The 23731-nt window shown below is 69.1% G+C and carries 22 protein-coding genes and 1 pseudogene; 4 read left to right on the forward strand and 19 right to left on the reverse strand.

Annotated elements, in window-relative coordinates; genetic code table 11:
* Positions 1 to 933 precede the first annotated feature (933 nt).
* Positions 934 to 1425, reverse strand: a complete 492-nt coding sequence (locus AC069K_RS34030; protein WP_478622524.1) for a hypothetical protein — start codon at positions 1423 to 1425, stop codon at positions 934 to 936.
* Between the two features lie 253 nt (positions 1426 to 1678).
* On the opposite strand from AC069K_RS34030, the gene AC069K_RS34035 reads away from it, so the two are divergent.
* On the forward strand, positions 1679 to 2101 hold the full coding sequence (locus tag AC069K_RS34035; RefSeq protein WP_478622526.1) for a hypothetical protein: 423 nt from the start codon (positions 1679 to 1681) through the stop codon (positions 2099 to 2101).
* Positions 2102 to 2525: 424 nt separating this feature from the next.
* Here the strand turns inward: AC069K_RS34035 and AC069K_RS34040 are convergent, their stop codons facing one another.
* From AC069K_RS34040 to AC069K_RS34060, 5 genes and pseudogenes are all read right to left on the reverse strand, one after another.
* Entirely contained in the window at positions 2526 to 2873 is a 348-nt protein-coding gene (locus tag AC069K_RS34040) for a hypothetical protein (RefSeq protein WP_478622528.1), read from the reverse strand.
* Between the two features lie 228 nt (positions 2874 to 3101).
* On the reverse strand, positions 3102 to 3227 hold the full coding sequence (locus AC069K_RS34045) for a hypothetical protein (RefSeq protein ID WP_478622530.1): 126 nt from the start codon (positions 3225 to 3227) through the stop codon (positions 3102 to 3104).
* A 957-nt stretch (positions 3228 to 4184) separates the two neighbouring features.
* A pseudogene (locus AC069K_RS34050) lies at positions 4185 to 4394 on the reverse strand (transposase); the annotation flags it as partial.
* Positions 4395 to 4432: 38 nt separating this feature from the next.
* Entirely contained in the window at positions 4433 to 5005 is a 573-nt protein-coding gene (locus AC069K_RS34055; RefSeq protein WP_478622532.1) for a hypothetical protein, read from the reverse strand.
* Between the two features lie 489 nt (positions 5006 to 5494).
* The gene (locus AC069K_RS34060; protein ID WP_478622533.1) at positions 5495 to 6103 is read right to left on the reverse strand and encodes an SMI1/KNR4 family protein; all 609 of its coding nucleotides are present in this window, start codon (positions 6101 to 6103) and stop codon (positions 5495 to 5497) included.
* Between the two features lie 175 nt (positions 6104 to 6278).
* Between AC069K_RS34060 and AC069K_RS34065 the strand changes: the two genes are divergently transcribed.
* Positions 6279 to 6719, forward strand: coding sequence for a hypothetical protein (locus AC069K_RS34065; RefSeq protein WP_478622535.1), 441 nt, complete (start codon positions 6279 to 6281; stop codon positions 6717 to 6719).
* Positions 6720 to 7567: 848 nt separating this feature from the next.
* On the opposite strand, the gene AC069K_RS34070 is transcribed toward AC069K_RS34065, so the two are convergent.
* The 13 genes from AC069K_RS34070 to AC069K_RS34130 all read right to left on the reverse strand — a co-directional run bounded on the left by AC069K_RS34070 (position 7568) and on the right by AC069K_RS34130 (position 20823).
* Positions 7568 to 8455 carry a Scr1 family TA system antitoxin-like transcriptional regulator gene (locus AC069K_RS34070; RefSeq protein WP_478622537.1) on the reverse strand — a complete coding sequence of 296 codons (888 nt, stop codon included), beginning with the start codon at positions 8453 to 8455 and terminating at the stop codon, positions 7568 to 7570.
* 10 nt (positions 8456 to 8465) lie between these two features.
* Positions 8466 to 9332: an SAM-dependent methyltransferase gene (locus tag AC069K_RS34075; RefSeq protein WP_478622539.1), complete on the reverse strand. Its 867-nt coding sequence runs from the start codon at positions 9330 to 9332 to the stop codon at positions 8466 to 8468.
* 384 nt (positions 9333 to 9716) lie between these two features.
* Entirely contained in the window at positions 9717 to 11105 is a 1389-nt protein-coding gene (locus AC069K_RS34080; protein ID WP_478622541.1) for a glutamine synthetase family protein, read from the reverse strand.
* A 75-nt stretch (positions 11106 to 11180) separates the two neighbouring features.
* The gene (locus AC069K_RS34085; RefSeq protein ID WP_478622543.1) at positions 11181 to 12698 is read right to left on the reverse strand and encodes an amino acid permease; all 1518 of its coding nucleotides are present in this window, start codon (positions 12696 to 12698) and stop codon (positions 11181 to 11183) included.
* Positions 12699 to 12763: 65 nt separating this feature from the next.
* On the reverse strand, positions 12764 to 13813 hold the full coding sequence (locus AC069K_RS34090; RefSeq protein ID WP_478622545.1) for a hypothetical protein: 1050 nt from the start codon (positions 13811 to 13813) through the stop codon (positions 12764 to 12766).
* Positions 13813 to 14433 carry a hypothetical protein gene (locus AC069K_RS34095; protein ID WP_478622547.1) on the reverse strand — a complete coding sequence of 207 codons (621 nt, stop codon included), beginning with the start codon at positions 14431 to 14433 and terminating at the stop codon, positions 13813 to 13815. Before AC069K_RS34095 ends, AC069K_RS34090 begins: the two co-directional genes overlap by 1 nt.
* A 63-nt stretch (positions 14434 to 14496) precedes the next feature.
* The gene (locus tag AC069K_RS34100) at positions 14497 to 14967 is read right to left on the reverse strand and encodes an ATP-binding protein (RefSeq protein WP_478622549.1); all 471 of its coding nucleotides are present in this window, start codon (positions 14965 to 14967) and stop codon (positions 14497 to 14499) included.
* A gap of 79 nt (positions 14968 to 15046) precedes the next feature.
* Positions 15047 to 15697: a class I SAM-dependent methyltransferase gene (locus AC069K_RS34105; RefSeq protein ID WP_478622551.1), complete on the reverse strand. Its 651-nt coding sequence runs from the start codon at positions 15695 to 15697 to the stop codon at positions 15047 to 15049.
* Positions 15694 to 16227: a hypothetical protein gene (locus AC069K_RS34110; protein ID WP_478622553.1), complete on the reverse strand. Its 534-nt coding sequence runs from the start codon at positions 16225 to 16227 to the stop codon at positions 15694 to 15696. Before AC069K_RS34110 ends, AC069K_RS34105 begins: the two co-directional genes overlap by 4 nt.
* Before the next feature lie 157 nt (positions 16228 to 16384).
* Positions 16385 to 17563, reverse strand: a complete 1179-nt coding sequence (locus tag AC069K_RS34115) for a GntR family transcriptional regulator (protein WP_478622555.1) — start codon at positions 17561 to 17563, stop codon at positions 16385 to 16387.
* Positions 17553 to 18152, reverse strand: a complete 600-nt coding sequence (locus AC069K_RS34120) for a hypothetical protein (protein WP_478622557.1) — start codon at positions 18150 to 18152, stop codon at positions 17553 to 17555. The genes AC069K_RS34115 and AC069K_RS34120 overlap by 11 nt, the downstream gene beginning before the upstream one ends.
* A gap of 80 nt (positions 18153 to 18232) precedes the next feature.
* On the reverse strand, positions 18233 to 19474 hold the full coding sequence (locus tag AC069K_RS34125; protein ID WP_478622558.1) for a helix-turn-helix domain-containing protein: 1242 nt from the start codon (positions 19472 to 19474) through the stop codon (positions 18233 to 18235).
* 473 nt (positions 19475 to 19947) lie between these two features.
* Entirely contained in the window at positions 19948 to 20823 is an 876-nt protein-coding gene (locus AC069K_RS34130) for a methyltransferase domain-containing protein (protein WP_478622560.1), read from the reverse strand.
* Between the two features lie 464 nt (positions 20824 to 21287).
* Between AC069K_RS34130 and AC069K_RS34135 the strand changes: the two genes are divergently transcribed.
* Both AC069K_RS34135 and AC069K_RS34140 read left to right on the forward strand, forming a co-directional pair.
* Positions 21288 to 22679: a hypothetical protein gene (locus AC069K_RS34135; protein ID WP_478622562.1), complete on the forward strand. Its 1392-nt coding sequence runs from the start codon at positions 21288 to 21290 to the stop codon at positions 22677 to 22679.
* On the forward strand, positions 22667 to 23512 hold the full coding sequence (locus tag AC069K_RS34140; RefSeq protein WP_478622564.1) for an NAD(P)-dependent oxidoreductase: 846 nt from the start codon (positions 22667 to 22669) through the stop codon (positions 23510 to 23512). Before AC069K_RS34135 ends, AC069K_RS34140 begins: the two co-directional genes overlap by 13 nt.
* The last annotated feature ends 219 nt before the right edge of the window (positions 23513 to 23731 follow it).

Here is a 23731-nt window from a genome sequence, read left to right on the forward strand (position 1 = left end):
ACGATCCACGGCTTCGACTGACGCTTCCCCATGACCACATCAACGAGCGATCAAGCTGACAGTCACATGATCAAACCACTTTTGTTAGAGCCACTAAGGCCGAACTGCTGGACTGGCCGCACCCGCGAGTACCTGACGGGCGCCGTGCTGGCATACCACCACGGCGACACCGGGCCACCCCCCCCAACACTGTGTTCGGCGGTCTGTGCTTCCGCTTCTCAACTGCCGTGGTGGACCTCGTGGCCCTCGCCTCAACCGCCTCGGGGTTCCTGACCCGCTGCCCGGCAAACGGGGCTTGCCCAGCACAGGAAGTGCGCCGGAGCGATTCGCAGCCGCCCAGTTGTGCAGGTGAGGCTCGTTGCTGCGCCCAGTGCGCCCTGCGCGAGCCTGACCGCTCCCTCCCGGATCCCCACGGGAGGGCCCGAACCGTGTTGCGTGGAGTAGTCGTGATCAGCACGCTGGATCGCCGGTCCGTGTAGGCCTCTGCTCGGCGGGACTCTTTCTGGGGCTGAGCCCCGGCCCTGATGCCGGGGGTGCCGCACTCCCGAGGGATGCCGGGTCGGCTGTTTCCTCGTCACGACGAGGAAACAGCCGACCAGCCTGGGGCCGGCCTGCCTAGTCGTGCCGGGGCGCCGGCGTGCGTCGGCATAGACGCGGGCACGGACGCCGGACTCGCCAGGGACGCGCTTCGCACGCCAGTCCCGGGACCGTGCACCATGCCATCGAACAGCAAGTCCTCCGGCGTTACCCCAGGGCCTGCGCGGGAGAAATAGAAGGCGGCGCCGGTGCTCGGGAGGATATGTTCTTCCTGGTCATGCGTCGTCCAGTGGCCTAGGACACCGCGCTCGGGTTCGCCCCGACGCGGAAACCCCGGTTTCGAAGCCGGGCGCTGACCACCTGCGCTCACAGGAATTCTGCACCGTGCGGGCGTGGTCATGATGGGCCCTCACCCGGCGGCGACCGGGGTCCGTTACCGCGGAGAACACATTCGGCCGCCCTTTCCCGGGCCCGTCCCCGCGCAGCCAGCCGCCGCACCTGCGAGCGCACCTCCTCGACCCGGGTCGGTGTCGCCTCCCACTCCAGTCCCCCCAGGGTCTGCTTCCCCCTCATCCCGGCGACGGCCTCCGGCGCGGCGAGTACCCGCAGAATCTGCTGGAATTCAGGCGCAAGCGCCTGAACGACGGCCTTCTTCCCGCGGTGTGGAACGGTCGAGTCCGCCACCGCGCTTCGCACCAACTCGCCGACGCGGGAGGGCTGTTCAGCTGATACCTCGGGCACTGTCGCGCGAGCATCGGCCAGCCGCGCGAGCGCGTTCTCCGCCTCACCGAGCGCGGCCTGAAGCCGCTCGGCCTCCTCCCGCAGCCGGGCCGCCTCCTCGCGGGCGTTCTTCTCCCGCGCCTCCAGCAAACCGAGTAGCGACGGCATCAGCAGCCTCCACGAGCGAGACGAGCGGACGAACCGCTTCATCCCTCCCGTCGGCGACCGGAGCCCATACCTGCCGGCGGCAGATCAAGCACGGAAAGCGGACGGCTTCTGAGTGCCATCAGGAACATGTGGAACGGCTTCTACAATTCCAGTCCCAACCCCACGAGGCGACAGGTGCTGGGCCACGTCACCCACATCGATGACCAGGTCGGCCGGTGGTTCAACCCGAGAGTTCGCTGAGCAGAGGCACCCAATGAATCACTACTACCGACTGAACCCCGAGGTCGCCGGAGGTTTCGGCGAGAGGGCAGAGCTGGACTCGACAGTCCACCCGCCGGCCGTCCGGCGCCTGCACTATGAGGTGGCCGACTGGCTCGGGGACTGCCTGGTCCAGACGTTCCCCTGTTTTCTGGTTCTGCGAGCCGTGGGGGCCACGCTAGAGAAGGCGGGGCTTGGCGGGTTCGCCCTGGCCGAGGCGGAGGTCACCGAGGCCGACATCTTCCAGGACATCAACCCTGGCGGTGAGCTGCCAGACCTGGTCTGGCTGAAGGTGTCCGGAACGGCCGGTTCGGAAGATTTCGGCATCAGCAGTGACTACCGTCTTGTGGTGAGCGAACGCGCTCTCGCGATGCTCAGGCCCGATGGGCTCGCGCACTGCGCGGTAGGGGTGTACTGATCAGGCGCCTGGCGGCAGGCGTGGCCGCGCCGGGTGCCGCGAGCATCCAAGTTGTTGACCAGGACAGCCATGGTGATCAGCCTTACCCATCCTGTCTCTCGCCGGATGCGGCAGTTGCGAGCCTGCGAGAACTGGTCCGACTACCTGGCTGGTGGCCATCCTGCCCGTGTCTGAGACCGGAGGACGATCATCGCCGCCGTGTCGTCACTCTGGAGGGCAGGCTGAGGACGCTCCGTGAGGTGACGGCTTGCACTCGGAGTTCGAGACACCGGCCGACTTGATCCTCAGTGCTCGCAGGGCTCCCTTATCAACTGGCTGTGCAGCGGGCTGGGGCCGTCCAGTCGACCCGCGATGCCCTCGGCGAAGTGCTCCCGCACGGAGGGGACAGTCGCGTAGGGCAGCGGGGTCCGGGCCGGTGACCGGCCTAGCCGGCGTGGAGGGGTCGGCCGATGTCGGTGGGCCAGCTGGGCCGGAAACGGGCAGCGTAGTACGCGAAGTCGGTGCGCAAGTAGCGCGGATCGGATGGCTTGAGCCGGATCTGGGGGCGGCTGTCCGCTGACCACACCTCGAAGTCGGTGACCGTGCCGCGCGCGAGCCAGTCTTGTGCCTGCTGCGGCAACAGCAGGACGTCGACGAATCCGCCGACCGGGTACCCGATGTCGACGAAGATCCCGATCGCACCAGGCCGGGGCACCCCCACAACGGTGCCCGACAGGACCTGCCCGAAGCGCAGCTGCCCGCGAATCCGCTCCCACCCCCCGTCCGTGACCACGCAGCACATTCTCGCAGTTGGCCCGGTCTTGTGGCGAACCGGCGTCCGCTGGGATTGTTCCTCACCGGCCCTCAGCCCGGCTGCCCGTCGTCGCCGAACCTCTCCTGGGGTCTGGCTCATCAACACTAGCCACCGGTCATCATGAACGGCCCCGGCTACCGCCCGACCAAACGACCCAAGAACCCTTCCGACAGGCCCATCAGGCCACTCAACTGACGACCTGATCGGTCAGGATCCGGCGTCGGCGGCCCGCTGGTGCCCGCAAGGCGACGGATCGCCGTTCTTGTCGAAGACCTCAGCGTCGCTTCCCTCGTTCACCCACACCTTCTGGCACAGATCTTCGGGAGTGGCCACGGAGGGTGTCCAGACTGCTTCACGCGCGCTGGCTCGTCATCGAACGGGTGAGGATGGCCTCTGCATACTGGCTGGATGGCGCCCGTCGGCCGGTGCCTGAGCTGTGATCACCGCGCGATGTTCACCCGCCAGCAGGCAGTGTGGAACGCAAGCGCCTGATCGTCCGCAAAACCTCGGTCCGGTTTTTCGCGACTTTCAACCAGGTGGGAAGCCGCTCAACCAGGCTTGTCGGGGCCCAAGGCACCAGCTCTCCGCGCTCACGAAGCTTGGCTCCCACGTAGTCCTCCAGCAGATTGAGATGACGCACGTTATAGGCCCACAGGACGCGTCCACAGCAGCTCGTCTGCAGCCACACCGGTTGTTGGAAGTAGGGATCGACAGGGCTGCCCACGACAGCAGAGTCGACCTTCCGATCCTTGAAGAAGCCGCACCCCGTGCACCGCAGCCGCCGATGGAGATTCAGGCTCCCGTAGGCGGCAGTCTTCCCGTCTGCCGGGATCTCGGCATGGGGCGTGACAGTGGCGCACCCATCACACCGAGGACAGTGCACCAGAACCTCATCAATGAAGTCATATCCATACTTGCGTTCGCGTCGATCTCGAAACCGGACGCCGGACGCCTCTGCATTCCCGCTCACTTGGCCAGCCTGCCATAACCCGACTCGCCGCCTGGCAGGCATCCATCGCGCTCGTCGCGGGTACCGACGAACTCCCGTCCCCGCAGCAGGGGTCCCTGGGCTGAGCAGCTCGCTGGAGCAAGATCATCTTGCGGAGTAGTTCGGACCCGGCCCGACCGTAGAGCTGCCGCTGATCTTCTTGATGCGGTTCACGGCACCCCGGGCCGCGTACCCCGGCCGGGCGGGAGCTCGGTCCTGCATGGGGATCGCCCCACTGACGGGGGAGGCCTCACGGCTGACGAGCGGAGAGTCTCGCTGTAGACAGCTGCTGGGGCTTGGCCTCACGCATGGTGGTTCTTGAGCCGACGCCAGCAGATGATGCAGCACCCCAGAGTGAGGAAAGCTTCGTGGCTGTCGTCGCGGATCTCCCAGCGGATCCGCAACCGGCGGAACCAGTGCAAGTGAGCGAACGCGCGCTCCACGACCCAGCGTTGGGCGCCCAGGCCGGAACCGTGCTCGACGCCGCGACGGGCGATCAGCGGCTTCACGCCGATTCGGGCCGATGGTCGACCTGGAATGGCTCGTCGGCTCATCGCTGCTCGTGGTAGCGCATGCACTGCCCGCTCGCGTAGACGGTGGGCTCATCCCCGTACCAGGCCTGTTGGAGGGAGACCTTGATGCCGTGGTCGGTCGTCTCGATTCCCGGCAGGCCCGGGTGGCCGGGCCGGTCCCAGGCCGGCACGTCCGTCACCTTCAGGCCCTCGGCCTTCCAGCCCGCGCGGAGATGATTCAGGGCCGTGAGGTAGTCGGCGCGGCTCGCGTAGTGCAGCGTCCAGCTGTAGCGCGGCTCGCCGCGGGTGATGTCGTCCTTGTCGAAACCGAAGTCGTCGACACAGGACGTGTTGCCTTCCTCGTGCGCCACGTCTTCCGGCTTGGCCCCGGGTCCGGTACCGGCCAGCTGAGGGGCGGGCCGCAGTCGCGCGACCGTGTCCAGACCGGCCTGCTTGGTGCGTACGCCGAGCACATGGTAGTCCGACGCCGAGTACACCCGGCCCCCAAGCGATGTGCAAGCGCCGGTGAGGGACACCGCCAGCAGCAGCGGAACCCCCACGAGGACTGCCCGGCGGGCGCGGCGCGGCAAGGAACATATGTCGGTCGGCATGCGGACGATCAAACCCCCCCGGGCCCACCGCAGCAACACCGCACACCTACTCAATCGATCCTGAGTACCCCGACCAGCACCCCATCGATCACATCAACAGCGATGGGTGAGGTCAGGACATACTCCGGCCTTCGCCATCACGGCTTGTGGACTCTCGGTGACACCGCCCCGGCGGATTCACCGGGTCTGCGCGGGTGACATGATCGGCGCCACATCCCTGGACGCACAGGGCGACAGTAAAATCCGCGCCCATCTCTTTCCTCAAAGCGCCGGCGGGCCGGAGCCCGCCGTTCCGTCACGACCATCGCCCGCGCGGGTGCGCGCACCATGTCCACCGGGCCCCGGACCCTCAGCCTCGTACGCCCGAGACCGAGCCTCGGCCCCGGGGGGCATCGGCCGGTCAACTGGCCGCCACGGCCACGGCCAGCGGCAGCGACGGTTGTCGCATGAGAACTGGCTCCTTCACCTTTTGACGGTGACGAGCGCGGGTCAGTTCCACACCACGCGGCCGTCCTGGATCTCCGCGTGCCGTCCGCGCGTGATGGCACGGCCGCCCTGGAGGTCTTCCAGCGCGTCGGCCACGGAGACCAGGACCTGCCCCAGTGATCTGGCATAGGGCTTGGGATAGTCGGTCTCGCAGTAGTGCAGGACCGGGTCGCTCCCGTTGGCCTGGCCGGCGTCGAGGAGCAGCCCGAAATGCCCGTCTGCGTCAGCCAGGATGGGGATCCACGTGGGCTTCCAATATTCCTCGTCGTCGATGTCGTCGGCGATATGCAGGAACTGCTGGTGGTGCTCGATGATGCTCCGGCAGTCGAGAAACACTCGACCGGTGGGAAAGATGTTGGAGTCCAGGTGCGGGATCAGCTGGAACCCTCTGGCGATGGGGGTTGCGGAGTCTTTCGCCGTGCTGCCGTTGTTCAGGCGCAGCCAGGTTTCGAGGGCCTGGGGTACAGGGAAGCCGAGAGAGCCGCTCAGATGCTGGATGTCGGCGTCGGTGGCCGGGGGGTTGAGTGCCTGCGCGCTTGCGGGGGCACGGTCCTCCAGCCATTGGACGATCCTGGTCCAGGGTGAGGTGACGTCGTCTGCTGCATACGGCATGAATATCTCCGGCTTCTCAGGTCAGGCCGCCGCAGGGCGGCACTGGCGAGGGGGCTACTCGTCTGGCGGAGGGTACGCCGAGCCGCTGACAATCGAGCCGCCGCGCACTCGCCCGGGGTGCAAGGACACGTTCTCACCGGCATCGACCGCCGTGCCGCGCCGCGGACGGCATCGGATGCTGGCGCAGGCAGCACCTGGCGGTGGGCGCAACCGCCTTCCCCTGCCGGAAGCCGACCGCGCCCTCGCCGACGCCACCCTCGCCCTGGAAGCCGACCGAGTCGGCTTCGCCCCTGGCCGGTTCGGCTACGACGAAGGAGAGCACCGCCTCCTCGAAGCCGAGGCCTACCAGGCCCCGGAACGAACGGACAAGGCGATCGCCGCTGCCGAGGCCTCCCTGACCGCCTTCTCCCTCGCCGCCCCCGGGCGGGCAGCAGCCTCGCTGGTCCTTGCCCAGGCCGAAGCTCCCGCCCGCCCCGACGACGCGGCCCAGCGCGCCCTCGACGTCCTATCACACGTCCCCCCGCCGCCCGCCTGCGCTTCACGACGCGAGCCCGCCTGGAGCAGCTCGGCACCCTGCTCACCGCCGACACCGCGATGGTGCGCGCGATCTGCGTGAACGCCTGCTCCATCTGGCACCGTCGATCGACGCGCACGGACGCGCAACGGCCTGACCACCTGTGCACGTCCTGGAAGCAGAGCGGCACCGGTGATGCGGACAGCGCGGCCGGTCCAGCGCTCAGAGTGTGCTGGGGTGTGCGCGAAGACCGCACTGACGGTCCTGCCGGGGAGTGCAGCAGGGCAGACACGCTGTGAGAGCTGACCGCGCGCACCCCGGTGCGGATCGGGGCAGGCGGACTCCCCCTGTCCTGCCGGCCCCCGCCCGTGCCTGGCGTGCGCGGAGTTCGAGACGATGGTCTGCGGGGGCGGCGGATCGTGGCTGGGCACCGACTCGCCGGCGGACATCCAGCACCCGCTGCTCTTTGAGTAGCCGCACCGCTTCGGCCATGAGCTGCTCCTGAGTGCCGTAGCGGGCGCACAGGTCACGGCGCGTACGGATTTCTCCTTGGGGCCAGGCGCCCGTGAGGATGTCGTCGCGCAGGCGGCCCGCGAGTTCCGCGATCCGCTGGTCCGTCTGCGGCGTGGCCGCCTGCCTGCGTGGCGTCGGCGACGTAGCGGCCTCGATCCTGGCGCGCGCGTCAGGGGCAAGGATGACTCGTCCCTGTCTGCAGGAGCCGATGATGCCCATGCGTTTCAACTTGCGCACGGCCTGGGCCGTGATCGCGGTGGGCACACCGAGTTGGCCGGCGAGATACACGAGCGGGGGCGTGGAGCGTTCAGGCGTATAGGTGCCGTCCGTGATGCATGCACACAGCATGTCTGCGGCCCGATTGACTGCTGCGAGCATGTGCGGCCCCAGCGGTGTGGTGGCGGCAGACTGAGCCGTCATGGTCTTCGCCCGCCTCGTCACTGGACCGCTCTCTCCCGCACCGGGCAAGCAGCGGCGGCCTCCCGCAGCAGCGCGGTACTGGCTGGTACTGAAGCGGCCCGACGGCTCAGCTCGTCGAAGGTGTGCTGACAGTGGAGGCCTTCAGGCCCGTTGAAGTAGATGGCGCGGGTGTGGTCTGCCTCGACCCACACGGTGCAGTCGTGCTCGGCCGCCGGCAGGGTCAGGCCCAACAGGTCAGTGTCCTCGCCGCAGGCAGCGTGGGTGCCGGTGCCGGGGTGGAGGATGCGGATGTCCGCGAGCTGTTCCTCGACGGCTCGGCACAGGAATGCCAGCTGCTCCGCGAGAGGATGGTGGCTGCGGCGCAGCGCGTCGAAGGGCCTGGACAGTACGGAGGAGTCCAGGAGGATGTCGACGTGTTTCCAGCAGTGGCGGTCGGTGATGGTCGGGGGACGCCAGCGGCGTGAGTCGGTGAGCCCCAGCAGGGCGGGGGAGTGCAGATGGTCCAGGTTGTCGGCGTAGGCGCTGCTGCGTACCGGGGTGGGCACGGTGTAGCTGCTGTATGCCCGTACGCCGGTGGCGGACCGCTGGACGGCCTGTAGCCGGTGCTGCCATCCGGGCGCACTGTCCACGAGGCGGTGCTGCGTGCCACTCCCCTCCAGGGCCGAGGCCCAATGGGTCAGGACTTCGGCGGCCTGCGGGGGCTGGCGGTAGAGGCCAAGTAACCGCTCCAGGCCCTCCCGCGGGGGTGGTGCCTGGCCGGCTTCCCAGTCGGTGAGCTCCCTGGTGCTTACCTGCGCTAAGGCTGCGACGAGGGCCGGGCTCACCCCCCACTGGCTGCGCATGTGGCGCAACAGGGCACTCAGCACCAGCAGGGTAACCGGCGGGTCGTTGGACGGCGTGGTCATGGCTGCACTCTCATCGGTCAAGGAGCCGGAGGGGGGAGCGGGGTGCGGTGGCGAGGAGGGCGTACGCGCCGGATTGCCAGGGAGCGAGGATGCGCAAGGGGTGTGCCGGATGCCACCGAGTGGTCGGCACCGGCCCACAATGCCCAAGCAGTAGCCAGTTGCCCAGCAGCGCGGTGAGGGCCTGCCCGGATCGGGGCCGCCACGCCAGCTGCGCGCTGCGGTAGGTGGCCGCGGCAGCACGGGTGGACAGGGCGTCCAGGTCAGCGGTGGCGTGGGTCAGGGACAGGACGCTCCCCGGCGGCAGGCGGCGTTGGAGCGTGCGCACCAGGTCGTGCACGGCCTGGTCGTCGGGGATCCAGGAAAGAACGTCATGCAGCAGGACTGCGATCGGCCGGTCCTGGTCAAACAGGCTGAGAGCGGGTTCCAGGGAGGTGACGTCGCGCAGATCGACCGCCACAAATTGTGGAGCGCCGTGCGGGGCGAACACGGCGGCGCGCGCGTGGGCGGCGACGACCGGGTCGCTGTCGACCGCCACCACGACGGCCTCCGGCCGAAGGCCGTGCACCCTGTCGTGAACCGACTGCTCCGCCCGCGACTGCGGGCGTCTTGTTGGGGGGTAGCCGCAGCCGAGGTCGAGGAATTGCCGGATGCCGTGCCGGGCCAACAGCTCCACCGTCATCAGCGCGTGGCGACGGCCGCTGAGGACGGCCAGACGCCAGTACGGCGCCACCTGTGACAACTCCGTGGCCAGTGCCCGGTCGACGGCGTAGTTCGCGCGTCCGCCCAGGCAGTAGTCGGTCAGCCGTGCAGAGTTCGGGCGCGTGAACACCTCCTCCGGCACGGCCGGGGCACGGTGGGCAAGGAAAGCGAGCGTCATGACGCTGCTCCCGCAGTGGCCGGGGTGAACGGCCGCCTTCCCTGGGCGCGCGGAGCCCTCACCTCGTACCTCCTGAGCCATGGAGGATCAGGGCCGTCGACGGAGGGAGTGGGACGGCATACAGATCCCACGTCGGGTCCAGATCAGTTGTGTCCCTGGGCCGGGCCGGAGGTGTCAGGAAAGTGTTCACCGCACCGCTCCCTTGGTCTGAGGCACGCGCGTGGGCAGGCGGCATTTCTGCAGCGCGGCGGGTAAGGCAGACCAGTCGATGAGCCCGTCGCCGGGCCGTATCCGTCTTGCTTGGGTGAGTTCCATGACGTTTCCTTGCTTGTGGACTTTGGTGGGGAGATCCGGCCGCTGCTGAGGGCCGGGGGTGGGTGGTGGTTATGCCTGCGTGAACCAGCGGAGTTGTTCGGTGGGGGTCACCGTGGCTTGCTGGTGGGCTATTTCGGCTTCGGCGAGGTGGACCAGGCCGTCCACGGCTTCCTCGCCGAAGGCCTTCTCGGCGAGGGGGCTGTGCTGCAGCAGCGGGAGCGCTTCGTCAAGGCTGGCGGGCAGGGCACGCTCGTCGTGTGCGGTGTGGGCGTTGCCGCTCCAGCGTGGCGGCGGGGTCAGATCGGATTCCAGACCGTGGACGATCCCGGCGATCACCGCGGCCAGCGCCAGGTAGGGGTTGGCGTCCGCGCCGGGGACACGGATCTCGGTGCGCAGGCTCGGGCCGTGGCCCACGACGCGGACGGCGCAGGTGCGGTTGTCGACGCCCCACGTCATGCGGGTGGGGGCGAAGGAGTCGGGCACGTACCGTTTGTAGGAGTTGGTGTTCGGCGCGTACAGCAGGGCCAGCTCGGGCAGGGCGTCCAGCAGGCCGGTGATCGCCCGCTCGCCGGTGTGGGAGAGCACTCTTCCGCCGCCATGGGCGAAGACCGGCGTGCCGGTGCGGGTCAGGGAGACGTGCAGGTGCAGTCCGCTGCCCACGCCGGTCTGCGGCGCGGCCATGAACGTCGCCTCCCACCCCGCGGCGCGCGCGAGGGCTCGGGTGGCGTTCTTGAACAGCACATGCTGGTCGCAGGCCCGCAGCACCTCGCCGTAGGGGAAGGTGACCTCGAATTGCCCGGCCGCTGCTTCGCCCTTGATGGCTTCCACGGGCATGCCCGCGTCTGCCAGGGTGTGCTGCAGCCGGTGCAGGAAGCGGGCGAGGCGGGGTGGCTGGGACAGGGCGTAGTCGCCGCCCGGCGGTGTGAGCGGGGGAAAGTCAGACCCGCCGACGGTGAGGGTGGGCGCGTACGTGCCCTGGTACAGCACGAATTCCGTCTCCACACCGACATCGGCGTGCAGGCCGTGGGCCGCCAGGCGGGCGAGCTGGCGGCGCAGGATCTCCCGTGGGTTCAGCGCGGCTGGTTCCCCGAGCGCGTTCACCGCGTGGGCCAGGACTACGGCGGCCTTTCCCAGCCACGGGGTCATCCGCAGGGTCGGCAGGTCGGGCACTACCCGGAAGTCGGGGAACCCGCCCTCCATGGAGGCGAGCCCCGAGCCGGCGGGCGTCGGGTTCATGTCGATGGGGCTGGACAGCAGGTAGGCGCACATTTCCGCGCCGTGCGGCACCACGTGCCGCAGGAAGTGCCGGGCGCTGAAGCGCTTGCCGGCCAGACGGCCGTACGGGTCCACCACCGCGCACAGCACCGTGTCGACGCGGCCGTCGTTGACCGCCTTCTTCAGCTTCTCCAGAGCCTCCTGGGGTGCCGTATGGGCGTGCGGGCGGGGCGGCACGGCCATGCTGGCCCGTGGAGGGGAGAGGGTGGGGCCGCCCGGGTGTTCGGTTCGTTCGCGGGATCGGGAGAGATCCGGCATTCAGACCACCTCGTCCTGGATCTCGGCGAGCGCGCCACTGGCGGCCACTGGTGGCAGTTCGTAGTTCTTGCCCGCGACCCGCCACCACGCGGCGGCCAGGGTGAGCGCGGCGAGGAGCGCGAGGGGCGCGTAGTTGAAGGTGTCGACGGTGACGGGATGGCTCTGGGGCAGGCAGAAGACGATGGTCACGAACGCCACCCACACCACCGCGATGATCCCCACCGGCACACTCCAGCGGCCCAGGTTCCACGGGCCAGGCTCGAAAGCCTTGCCCTTGCGCAGGCGCAGGTAGATGGGGATGGCGTAGGCGGGGGTGATACCGATGACGTTGATGGCGACGACCGCGCCGTAGGCGGTGGGGCTGTAGAGGTAGGGCAGGGCCAGCAGGGCGGCGACGGCGACCGACAGCCAGACCGCGGCCCGCGGGGTGCCGGTGCGGGCGTGGACGCTGCGCCACAGCGTGGAGCCGGGCAGGGCGTTGTCCCGGGAGAACGCGAAGATCATCCGGGAGCAGGCCGCGGTTTCGGCGTTGCCGCAGAACAGCTGGGCGACGATCACGACCAGCATCAGTGCCTTGGCCCAGCCGACGCCCAGGGCATCGAGGAAGATCTGGGCGGGCGGTACGCCGAGTGCCGAGTTCTGGACGGCCGCGTAGTCGTGGAGGGCGAAGGTGAGGCCGCACAGGAGGACGAAGCCGGCTGCCCAGGACCAGGTGATGGCGCTCATGATGCCGCGGGGAGCGGCCTGGGCGGCGTTGACGGTCTCCTCCGACAGGTGCGCGGAGGCGTCGTAGCCGGAGAAGGTGTACTGGGCGAGCAGCAGGCCGAGGAGCACCACATAGCCGTTGGAGGACCACCCGGTGGTGTTCACGAACTCGGTGAATACATAGTGCGGGGAGCGGTGGTGGGTGGGTGCGAGGGTGAGGGCGCCCACGATGAGCGCGACGCCCGCGAGATGCCACCACACGCTGACCGAGTTGAGGACGGATATGAGCCGCACCCCGAACAGGTTCAGCACCGCGTGCAGGACCAGGATCGCCAGGTAGATGGCCATGATCTTGCCGGGGGTAGGGGTGAAGCCGGTCTGGAGGTTGAGGAAGGCGCCGGTGAACAGGGCGGCGCCGAAGTCGATCCCGGCGATGCCCCCGAGCAGGCCGAGCAGGTTGAGCCAGCCGGTGTACCAGCCCCACCTCTGGCCGCCGAGCCGGTCCGCCATGAAATACAGGCCGCCGCTGGTGGGGTAGGCGCTGGTCACCTCGGCAAGGCCCGCGCCGACGAAGCAGACCATGAGGCCCACGGCCAGCCAGCCCCACAGCATGATGGCCGGGCCGCCGGCGCCCATGCCGAAGCCGTACATCGTCATGCACCCCGACAGGATGCTGATGACGGAGAAGCTGATCGCGGCGTTGCCGAACCGCCCCATGCGCCGGGTCAGCTTCGGGGTGTAGCCCAGCTCACGCAGACGTTCGTCATCGAGCGAGGGCGAGGGTCTGGCGGTGGATGAGGGGTGTGACGTCAACACAGCCTCCAATGAAGCGATACGGACGAGCGGAAGAACGGGAGAAGCCGAGAAAGGGAGAAGAGTCAGGGCGGGGAAGGGCCGGGGGATGCGCCGTCCGGTGCGCGGACGGTCCGGGCAGGGCTGAAGCAGATGCCGCGTGCCCGCAGGAACTCGTGGGCCGCCAGGGCGTCCTGGGCGGGATCGGTGGTCCAGTAGGCCCAGGGGGAGCGGGTGAAGTGGCAGTTCAGGACGCGGAAGACGTCTGCGGCACGCTCGTATTCGTTGGCGGCGAACAGGGCGTGCGCCAGGTAGTTGAGGTCGGCGACCGAGACGTGGGGGTCCGCACGCAGATCAGCGCTGTCGTGGGCGATGAGAACATCACGACGCAGAGGATCCTCCCTCCACTGGCCGCGGAGCAGAAGGTGGCGCCCCCCGTCATGACGGAAGGCTTCCGCCGCTGCGTACAGCGGCAGCATCAGCAGCGCCCCGTCCACGCCCGGGCGTGCCCATGAGGCGACCCAGCGGGCGAAGTCGGCGGCCCCGGCGCCGGTGCCGGGGCGGCTGACACAGCGCATCATCTGGTGCGCGGCCTCCCGGTTGTAGGGGTGGCGCTGCCAGATGGCCGCCCACAGCCCCCAAGGACCCGGCGGCAGCATCGGCTCACTCGTCTGCTGCCAGTACTCGGGGTACTGGAAGCCGACGTCAATAACACCGAGCGCCAGCCAGGCGATTAACGGCACGGGGTCCGCTGCGGCGTAATCGAGCGCCCTGCGGCAGCTGGTCCGCGCCGCCTCGACGAGCGCAGCGCTACGCGCCTGCCCGCGGCGGTGGGCGTCCAGCGCCCGCTGCACCAGCACCCGGGCGCGCATGACGTGCGCGTCCGCACAGTCCGGCTCCTCAGACAGCCACGCCCCCACGATGTCATGGCCGGTGCGCGCCGCGGCCGCGGCCAGGACCTGGGTACGCGAGGTGCGCAGTGCCCAGTCGGTGCCGGTGGCGTGCAGGAGATCGCGTATCGCGGCCCAGCGGCCGGCCTCCATCTCCTGCAGCGCGGTGCGCAGCGGGACGTCGAACCCGGCCGGGTGGTAGACCGGCACCATGGTCTCCTCGCCAACCCCCCTCCTGTGCGCCATCACCGTCCTCCTGCACAAGGAAGGGAAGGAGGTGCCTGTTGGCCAAGGTTTGCCTCACGGGCGCTGTCGCTCAGGACGGTGAGCAGCGAGGGATCGGTGGTGATGGCCTGATCGAGGTTACGGAGTTCTTCCGCGGCCCGGCGCAGGACGATTGCGTGCCGGCCCGCGTCCCGCACATGCCGGTCCACCTCCCAGGCGCACATCTGGCACAGGTAGTCGGCAAGTCGCGGATCGTGGACCAGGGCGGTGACCTGGGATGCCGGCGGGCTCAGCCGCGCGGCATGGTCGCTGACCCACATCGACAGCAACGCCCCCAGCCGCAGGTTCCGCATGCTGGCGCGGGTGACGGCATCGACCACCTCCAGCGTCACCTCCTCCGACCTGCTGGAGTAGGAATTGCCCGTGCGGGCCAGCACGATGACCGCGAGCAGCACCCCGTCCTCGAAGAAACCGGCCACACAACCGCCGGTGCTGGGGGGCATGCCCAGGAAGGCGGCAATGCGTATCGGGACGCCAGCGGTGCCACCTGGCATATGGGCGTCCAGTGCCTCCACCCGCTCCCGGACCAGTGCCAGCGCCTCCTGGGTGTCAGCTGACGTGAGCACACGCATTGCATACATGCGTTCCCCTTCGGCATGGCGTGAGGCGTAAGGAGAACATCGCGTCGTGCCGGGCGAGGACGCTCACCGGGCACACACCGGGGCGGCAGGGGTTGCGTCGAGCAGGCACCACACCGTCGCCTGGCCGGCGCCGGGGGCAATACCCCAGGAGCATGCGAGCTCATCCACGACGTGCAGCCCGCGCCCGTGCTCCTGTTCCGGCTCCGCTGGTGCGTGCAGGTACTTCCAGCCTGGTGCGCTCGTCACCGCGACCCGTACGGCGCTGGTCGTTGAGGGGTGGAGGGTGAGGGACATCCGGATGCTGTGGCCGACTGAGCCGTGCTGCAGTGCATTGGTGACAAGCTCGGTGACCACGAGGCCGACATCGTCGGACAGTGCCTGCAGCCCCAGGGGCGGAAGGGCTGCCTGGCAGATCCGGCGACAGGCGCGGGGCCACTGGATGTCCGCTGCACTCAAGGCCTGGCGGCCCTGTCGTGCGAACCAGACCTCGCACCCCGCCAGGCTCCGCGGAGCGGTCGAGGTGATGGGGCCCATGGTGGGGAGGTGCGCGGTGAGTGGGAGGTCAGCGGTTGTCACGACACGGCCTTTCGCGGATCCGATCGCACGCAGGTCATCAAGCTGGAGAGGACAGAAAGAAGCAGGTCAAAGCCCCCAGGTCATAGCGGGCGCAGCCTTCCCAGCCCTGGCACAGCCGGGCAGCGGCCTGAAAGGGGAGCTGCCCGCGGAGCAGGGCGCCGGCCTGACCGAGCGCCACGACGAGGTAGAGGGATCCCCCTGGCCGAAGCCATCGGCCCCGCACTTGGTGCAGCCACCTCAGCGGGTCGTCGAGGTAGGGCGCGACCAGACGGGCGACAACTACGTCACACCCCCCGCCCGGCAGGCAGGGTGGCGGTCCGCTGCTGAGGTCGTGCTGCTGATACGCCAGGCCAAGACCGTGGCCCCGCCCGCGTGCCAGGGAAAGGGAGAGAGGTGAGGAATCCACCGCCCGCACGTGATAGCCGAAGTCGCGCAGGGAACGGCTGAAGGCCCCCGTCCCGCACCCCGCATCCACCGCGAGGCGTCCCAGCCGCTGCGCCGTGTGATGCGCGAAGAAGGCGAGTTCGTCCTCCAGCACGGGCAAGGATGCCAAGCCATCCGCTGCCCAGGCATCCCAGACCCGCGAGGAAACCGGCCGGCCCTCCAAGCGGCGGCCCATGTGCTGGTACCGCGCGGGAGCCAGGCGGAGCTCCGGAAAGGACGGGGCCAAGGAGACGGACGGGCTCATCGCCGCGCCCCCTTCTCAAAGGCCACCCGTACTACCTCACCGGCGGTTACCAGGCGTCGTTGGTGCCCGAGATGCACGGCGTTCGCCGAACCCGTCGCGCCCAACCGATGACACAGCAGCAGGCGCAGCTCCCGTGCCTCGCCCAACGAAACCGCACCCCGGCTCATGTGTGCATACTCGGCGAGTCCGTAGCCGGCCGCGTACGCACACAGCAGGTCGTGCTGAAACGCAGGCAGAACCACAGCGGGCAGATACGGCGCCGGCACCACCCCCTGTACGACCGCCAGGTGCACGATGCGCGACCAGCGGACGACCTCTCCCCGGGCCAGAGCGCAGCCCAGCTCCTCCACGCCCTGCACGGCTGCGGCTTCTGAGCAGTACAGCCCCTCCTGTGCCAAGCCCCGCGCGTCCGCGCCCCGGGCCACCATCGCCAGCACCCGCACCTCGTGACGGGTGAATTCAGGCAGCGTGACAGCTGTGCCGACAGGACATGAGGCGCGATCCGCCCCAGCAGAGGACAAGATGGTCACAAAAAACTCCCGGTATACGGTGTTCGGCCGATGGATGAGAGACCAGGCGCCTGGCCAGCGCCTCCAGCCGCTGTCGGGCTTCCGGGCGGCTAGCGCGCGAGGCGACGGCCTTCGCGAGACGGGGCAGTTGATGGAGGGAGGACACACCGGCGGCCAGTCAGTCGTAGTGATCGGCCCCCGGAGTGTGCACGGCATCTGCAGGAACTGCACGCCCGGTTGACACGCGGCGGCCAGCGGTGGCGATGTCCTGCCCTGGAGGACTGGTCTTGTTCGGGGCAGGGGCAGCGAAGGAGCCCTGGAAGCCGCGCGTTTCCACCTTTCCAGCGCGTTGAAGGCGCTGAAGGGCGGCGGTCATCGTGGTGGGCGCGATGCCCAGGCCCCGGGCCAGGGCTCGTATGCTGGGCAACCGCTCGCCCGGCCTGCACCTGGCCAGCAGGTCAAGAAGGTGGTTCTCGGCGCGCCCCACGAGCGTGTTGCCGGCCCCATCGGGGGCTGGTGGCTTGCCGGGGAGGGCATGCGGTGGGGCCACAACAATGCGTCTGCAGTCGGAGTACAGCATGCCCTCGTCGACCAGCCGCCTGCGAGCAGAGTCGACCGCCCCCCGACTCACGCCGAGGACAGCACCGAGCCGGGTACTGGACGGAAGGCGATCACCCGGCTTGTACGTGCCGTCCTCGAGCCGGGCCCGAAGCCACCGGGCCACCGCATCAGTTGCGGACATCGACACCTGATCCGGCAAGCCGCTCCCGAGCAGCGCCTGGAGGTCGACCCGAGCGCGGGCATCAGCCGCGTTCACCCGGTCCTGTGCCGGCGCCCCCCGGCGCTGTCCCGCAGCTTCCGCCTGCTCTTCGTGCAGCACCTCGCGGGCCAGGGCGAACTTCTGTCCAGGGGTCGGGAGGAGGGAGCGGCCGACCCGAGGGGGGTATCCGGTGACGATCTCGCGCGCCGCCAGCAGCCGCAGAGCGCCCTGCACTGCGGCGCCAGACGCCTTGAACTGCGCAGCCAGCTCACCGACAGTGGGCAAAGGCGCCCCGCCGGCGTATTCGCCACTCTTGATCCGGCGAAGGATGTAGCCGGCCATCCGTTCGGCGGCGCCGTCCGGGACCGGCACGGTGACCTGCCATCGACGGGGGTGGGCCACGGTGAGCGGGGCGCCAGGGCGCAGCACCCCACACTTCACCAGGGTGCCGATGGCGTGGCGGACCGCCTGCGGAGGTAGCCCGAGCTGATACTCCAGTGCCGCAAGCCCGGGAAACTCCGCGCCCAGCGGGTAGATGCCGCATCTGATCTGGCACAGGAGGATGTGGGCGCCCTCGCCCAACAGATCAGCGCGCATCTGCACTTCCCGCCGCGCTCCGGAAACAGGGGATGAGGTCCGCGGCGTCGAGCAGTGGACACTCAGGGTTTGGAGGGCTGTCCCAGCGCACGTTGCGGGTGGGAGGCAGAGCCACCCAACGCCGGGCAGCAGTGAGCGCCGGGTCAAGATCCGCGAGATGCTGCGCGGTGTCCGGGGCGACCAGCAGGGTCGTGGTGCGGCCGAGGGTCGTCAAGCAGGGCGCCTGGAGGCCGGTGCGCTCGGCATCCAGCAGGAGCGCCAGGCCGAGCTGGTAGGGCATGGTCAGGGCGTCGAATCCCTCGCACAGGGCGATCAGCCCGGCACCCGGAAGCTGGTCGAAAGTGCCCGTGATCTGACCGGCTTCGAGCGGCTCAAGCCGCTCCTCGTCGAGGGGGTGAGCGCCCGGGACGGTGCAGTCGGGCTGCTGGCAGGTGCATCCGGCCTGCTGGCGGAAGCGGTGGCCGGGAAGCACCTTCCAGCCGAACACCTGGGTGTAGGCGAGAGCGCAGGCGGTCGTGTTGCGGCCGTGCAGGGCGTACATGAGGTCACCCCCATCATCGACAAGCCGTGCAGCGTCGAAATGGCGCATGGCGGCAAGGATGGAGGTGGCCCAGGGCCGTGACCCCCAGAATTCCTGGGAGCCACCAACTGGCATATGCCAGCTTCTAGTTAGGCCACAAGTTGCATGCGTCGTACCAGCGAGGACAGGGCGGCGGCCTGGGAGGGAACCCCGACTCGCACCAGGTCGTCCACCAGGGCACGCGCCATCGGATGCGCGCACACGTAATGGGGTGCCTTCGCGGCTGCCGCTCGCAGGGTGGTGACGGCCTCGCCGTTCTTGTTCATCTGCCGAAGGGCACGGGCCTTGTCGATCTCGTGATGGGTGACCCTTTCCTTGGAGGGCACACTGGCGGCGTCCACCCCGTCCACGAAGGTCAGCCCCTTGCCAGGCTCCTCGATCTCGACGCCCACCTCGGTGGCGTGGACGGCGACGTTCGCCCGCCCGAAGACCGTCTGCCGGTCGATGTCGTGGAAGGACTCGGGCAGCCGCTCGGCGTACTCCAGCGCGGTGGCGGTCAGCGACCAGGCCTCTCCCGTACGGCCTGCCCGTGCCATCGCGATCACCTGCCGCAGGACCAGGGCACCCGAGAGGGCAACAGCGCTCTGACTGTGCCCGACATGCGGCTCCAGATCCTTCAAGGCGGCTGCGGCGATGATCTCGGTCTCCCTCAGTGAGCCGTGGTGGAGCATGGCCCCGCACCGGTCCCAGGCCACTTCCGCCTTGGCGATCGGGTCGTCCAGTGCGGTGGCAGCCCCGGCGGCGACCTCCGAGGCCACCCAGGCCAGGTCCGGGTATCCGAGCAGGTTGAGGGTCTGCCGGCCGGTGCGGGCCGCGGACAGCAGCGAGCGCATCGTTGCTTCGTTCGCAGGTCCCGCATCGTGAACCATCAAGGAGGTGGTCAGATCCTCCAGCAGGGCGGGCAGCAGGCGGGCGCAGCCCGCCAGGTCGGCCGACTGGCGTGTGCGGTTGGCATCGTGTGCCCGGCTGGCCAAGTCCGTCACCGCCACCGGCGTGGCCGCCGGACTCAGGCCGGGGTGCCCGGACAGGACCAGGGTTGCCCGGCGCAGTGCCGAGCGGATGGCCGGCACATGAGAGTGGGCGTCGGCGTTGCCGATCTCTCCGGCGAGCCGGTAGGGCTGGCCCAGCAGCCACACCAGGTCCACGTCGCAGATGGAGGCCGCGCGGGAGAGCACGGAGAGCCGGTCCACCGGCAGTCGTCCCGCCTCGGCGTCCTCGACCCAGTGTGATGAGCGGCCCATGAGTCCGGCGAATTCGTGCTGCGTCAGGCCGGCAGCGATACGTGCCACGCGGAGCCGGCGGCCGATGTGATCTTGCAGAGCTTGGGGCATGATGGAGCTCCGTTCTGAAGAGACGCTCAGAACGTACCCGCCCGACGCTCACGGGGCAGCTCGAAGGCGCCGGCAGCGCCATCCGGCGTCCGGGGCCTGCTCGGCGCTCAACCCCACCGGGAGTGCTGCCCGTTGACGAAGTGAGCCCGGGCGATCCAAACACATCAGGGGCATGACGCGTTCGCACCGCCCTACCCCCACCAGCCATGGCCCGAACGCCGCACACCACGCCCTCGGCGCCTCCACGACCGGCATGACGCCACGCCCTGGACCTCAGCCTGTCCACAGAGCACGTGGCTTTTCCGTTTGGCAGCTCCCGTGTGAAAGCAGGCTGAACCAACTCGCTGACTTCTGGCGAGGCGCAAGCGGCAGCCGCCCGCGCCCGGACCTGGATTAAGCAAGCAACGAGTAAGGACATGAGGATGCCTCCGGCAGAGGACGGTAGGGGCGGGTGAGGGGGGAGCGGCGGCCGGTCAGGCAGGTCCGCGCTGGCGTACGTTCTGCCCTAAAGGACCCGCGGTGAGTTCGAAATCGGGCAGACGAGGCCACCCCAGGTCGCGCCACGGGATGCGGGTGCGCTGGCCGCGTACCAGCATGAAGTCCACTGCGGCCACCAGGCGCCCGCTGGCGGTGCCGTCTTCGCGGCGGAGCAGGACGGTGAGGGCGTCGGTGCCGAACGGGGTGGCAACCGGGGTGACGATCACTCCGCCGACGACCACCTGCTCTAGCCACGCGAGGGGGATCTTGCGGACGCACGCGGTGGAGATCAGCCGGTCGTACGGTGCGCGAGGCGGATACCCGTGCTCGCCGTCGGCGATGGCGAGCAGGGGCAGTGACGAGTCCCCGAGAGCTGTGAGGTTCGCCCGGGCCTGCTGTGCGACCTCGGAATCGATCTCGACACTGATCACGTTCTCGGCGCCCACTCGGCGGGCGAGCAGAGCTGTGCTGTAGCCGGTGCCGGTTCCGATCTCCAGGACTCGGTCATCGGGCTGTGGGGCCAGGTGGTGCAGCATGTTCACCACCACGGCGGGACACGAGATCGACGACGTGAATTCATCCGAGTTCGCAGGCCCGTCCTCGGGCCGGACCCTGCCGTCCTCGATCTGGGTGATCAGGGCCTGCAACGGCTGGTAGGCCGCCTCCAGCCATCCCTGCGGATCGGCGGCGCGATCCAACACCGGGTACCGGCCGCTTTCATCACGCTCGGGCACCCAGACCCGCTCGGGCACGAAGAGCTCGCGCGGCACGGACTCGAATGCGGCGCGCAGCCAGGGGCGGTCATGGAAGTACCCTCCCCGGTACGTGTCGATTCTCTCGATACACCGCTGTGTCAACTGCTGCCTGTCCATACGAGTCCCGTCCCTTCGACGGCTACTGGCGGCTGGGCGCGCCGCCACCCATCTGCTCGTCGTCGTTCCCCCCGTGTTGTCCGTTACGGCTCTCTCCCTGCCCCGTGTCAGGGATGTCGCCGTCCTCGCTCTGATCGCTTCCCTTGCCGCCGTTCGTACGTCCCATCAGGCATGCCCTTCAAAGTGCTGGATCGGCCACGTCGGTGTGTGTGACCTCGCGTGATCGCCGCGGAATCGGCATGTGCCACTGCAGTCCATGCGGGTCCGCTGGCCGACGTCGAAGTGTCGTGATAGGGCCGCCTACATCGCTACGGACAGCCCGCGTACGTCTTTCAACTTGCCGTGACGTAACCGAACTTGTTGGGAACCCAGTCGTTCCCCGGCGTGACGCGCCCTCGCCGTAGACGATTGACGGGCTAGCGTTAAGGGGAGTACCGCAATAGCGCTTATTGGAGGAGAGCGGCATGGACACCCCTTCGGCCCATACGCTGTTCCATCTGCTCATCCGCGAGCGTGGCTGGGAACAGTTCGAGGTGTTTGCCCGTAAATACCAGGAAGCGGCCCGGGTTCTCGCCGAGGACGAAGGCCCGCCGCAGCTGGCTACGGCCCGGATCGAGGAGTGGCAGTTCAAGCGCTGGGCACGCGGACAGATCAAGTCGGCCCCGCGCAAAGAGGCACGGCGCATCCTTGCGTACCTGTTCCGTCCCACCCCCGTCGACGCGCTCTTCACCGCCCCGCTGTCGTCCGGCAGCGCCAACCGGGCACCGCAGGCCTCCGACGGCTGCGGAGACTCCCACACACGGGGGCAGGCACAACGATCAGTCGATGACATGGTGATGAATGCCGCCGCCGAATCCGCAGACTGGGCGGCCCGGGTGGAGGGCAGCAACGTCGGTCCCCACACCATGGAGCAGCTGGCGGCTGACATCCGGCGCATAGTGGCCACCTATCCGCATCGCCCGGTCGAGCCGCTCTTCTACGAAGTCCGCAAGCTCCGCGACCGAGCCTTCGAACTCCTCGAAGGCCGCCAGCCACCGCACCTCACCGGCGACCTGTACATGGCCGCCGGCGTACTGTGCGGCGTCCTGGCAAACGCCTCGTTCGACCTCGGCCGCTACGACTGCGCCGAGACCCAGGCGCGCGCCGCGTTCATGTGCGGGGAGCTGGCACGCCACAACGGCCTGCGCGCGTGGGTGAGAGGGCTCCAAGCCCTGATCGCCTACTGGGACGGCCGTCCGACCGACGCCGTACGGCTGGCCGAATCCGGGGCCGCCTTCACCCCCGAGCAGGGCACCGCCCAGATTCGCCTGGCCAGCATCAAAGCCCGTGCCCACGGACAGCTCGGTCAGCGCTCCGACGCCCTGGCCGCTCTCCTGGAGGCTGACACGCTACGCGAGCAGCTGACGGCCGGGGACGATCTGCCCGGCGGGATGATGGCCTTTCCCCACGAGAAACAGATGTTCTACGCCAGCACCACCCACCTGTGGCTCGGCCCTCAAGACGTCGCCGACGCCCAGCGGGCGGCGGAGAGCGCGGTCGATATCTTCCAGTCCGCCGCTCCGGACCAACGCCGCCTCGGCGAGGAATCCCTGGCCCGCATGGATCTCGCTTTCGCCCGGCTCGGGCACGGCGAGCTCGAAGGGGCCGCGCGTCAGGTCCATGCCGTCCTGGAAACCGACGCCAGACGGGGCACAGCCAGCGTGAAAAAGAGGATCGACCACTTCACGCGTACCCTCGCCCTGCACCCCAGTGCCACCAGCCCGACCGCCATCGGCCTGCGTGAAGCGCTCGTCGCCCACCAAGACCGGGGCACGCGCGAACTGCCCCGAGGAGGATCATCATCATGGCCACGGTGACGCTGCTGCACCCCGGCTCCATGGGCGCACCCCTGGCCGCACATGCCGTCATGGCCGGTCACAAGGTCCTGTGGCTTCCCGCCGACCGCAGTGAAGCCAGCGCCCGACGAGCCGAGCAAGCAGGCCTCCTGCCACAAGGCTCCCTCCACAGCGCCCTGGAGCAGAGCGACGTGGTCCTGTCCGTGTGCCCGCCCCACGCCGCCGAAGACGTCGCGGCATCCGTGGCAGCCCACGGCTACATGGGCATCTACGTCGACGCCAATGCCATCAGCCCTCAGCGGCTCACCAGAATCAGCGCCAGGATGCCGGCCGGCTGCACAGTCCTCGACGGCGCCATCATCGGCCCACCGCCGGCCGGTGACCGCACTGCCCGCCTCTACCTCGCAGGCCCCCCGGACGCGGCCCGTCTCCTCACCAAGGTGTTCGACGGCACCTCCGTCCACGTCAAAGAGGCAGGCTCCAACCTTGGGTCCGCATCTGCCCTGAAGATGGCGTTCGCCAGCTACCAGAAAGCCGCCCGCACCCTCGCTGGAGTCGCCTACGCCTACGCCGACGTCCACGGAGTATCCGACCTGCTCACTGCCGAGGCCGAGATCATGCCGGCCGGTATCCTGGCCGACCCCGGCTACCTGCCGAGCGTCGCTGCCCGAGCATGGCGCTGGGGCCCCGAAATGGAGGAGGCCGCCGACACCCTCCGAGCCGCCCACCTTCCCGCCGACCTCGCCACAGCCGCAGCCGCCGTCCTGGCACGCTGGAGCAACGCGAAGGACGAAAAACTGCCCTTGCCGACGGTACTCAACCAGCTGCGCGTTGCGTCGGACGCCGAGGAGTAGAGGTCTCTCAGGCGCAGGACCTGGCTCACCCATGCTGGCAATGGGACTCAACCTTCAGTGCCCCCGGCTGGGGGAGCAGGCCCGTCGACTTCAGCCGGATGAACAACTGCAGTGCCGCAGGCGGTGCCCAGCTCCAGCGGGATCCGAGGCTGTGTCACGGCTCTGACTGCTGAAGGCCAAAACGCCTGTTGGCTCTGTCGGTGACGAGGAGCAGCGTTT

It is taken from the genome of Streptomyces sp. NPDC043908 (genome assembly GCF_056435525.1).